The sequence below is a fragment of the bacterium genome (assembly GCA_024228115.1).
Classification (GTDB): domain Bacteria; phylum Myxococcota_A; class UBA9160; order UBA9160; family UBA6930.
Window position 1 is genome coordinate 1 of sequence record JAAETT010000012.1, and the last position, 1,004, is coordinate 1,004.

At 62.9% G+C, this 1,004-nt stretch carries 1 protein-coding gene; it reads left to right on the forward strand.

Annotated elements, in window-relative coordinates; genetic code table 11:
• Window positions 1-216: 216 nt before the first annotated feature.
• On the forward strand, window positions 217-870 hold the full coding sequence (locus tag GY937_00380; GenBank protein ID MCP5055162.1) for a hypothetical protein: 654 nt from the start codon (window positions 217-219) through the stop codon (window positions 868-870).
• The last annotated feature ends 134 nt before the right edge of the window (window positions 871-1,004 follow it).

The following is a 1,004-nucleotide window of genomic DNA, read 5'->3' on the forward strand; positions in this document are numbered from 1 at the left end:
ACCATTGCTGAAGCGTCGCCCGCTGGCTCTTGCTGAGGTGAATCTCGGCTGCGACCCGCATCGTGCCCCTCTGGCCGTTCGCCGCGAGGGTAACGTGGATAGTCCAATAGTGCCCTTTATTTATGAATCATATCACTAGCGCCGGCGAAGGCGGCTTTCACCCTTCGAACGCAGGGCGCTGACGGGAAACCGGTCGAGATCGAGCGAGAGCTGGCCATGGTGCCGGACGGCCATTTCGGCGTCGCGGCGCTGAATCACGAGGTGACGGTCGACGGCGACCTCTCCGAGTGGGGCCGCCTTCGTTTCGTGGTCGATCAGCCGGCGGCGGTGGGAGGTCACGCCGAATATGGCGGAGCGAGTGATGCCTCCTTCCGGTTCGATCTGCGCCGGGACGAAACCCATCTCTACGTTGCAGTCGACGTGACCGACGATTCGATCGTGTCTTCGAGCGATCGAATCGCTCGACATCAGGACGCCGTGCTGGTTTCGATCGACCCGCGGCCGAAGGCGGAGCGGAACCAGAACGGTGGACTCTTTGCGCTGATCCGTAGCGGGGCACTCAGCCGGATGGTCAGCGCCATGGTGACGATCGAGGAGGCACGCGAGGATCCGATCCTGGCCCTGTTCACGGGCGGGGTGGCGCCTGTGGACGTTCATGCTTCGCGCCGCACGACTGGCGGCTACACGGTGGAGATGGTCGTTCCCGTCGCTGCCCTGCATGAGCGCGCCGGCGGCCCGGTCGACGGTTTGAGGGTGAATCTGACCGTCGAAGACTACGATGAGGGCGAGGCCGATCACAACAGCCTGTATTGGCGGCCGAGCCGGTTCGAGGAGGGGACGGCGCAGGGCGTCGGCAGCTTCGACCTCTAGCCCGAATAATTCATGAAGAAGTCGCGTTCCTGAATTGAAGAAGGCCCCAGTTGCGGTAGAAACGTGTTGCGACACGCGTTTCCCCTCAACAAGGGCCCCTTCATGAAGCCGGATACTACCGCACAGACTGTCAC

Coding starts and splice junctions, on each gene's coding strand:
- GY937_00380 (MCP5055162.1), top strand. CDS start 217: ATGGTGCCGGACGGCCATTTCGGCGTCGCGGCGCTGAATCACGAGGTG.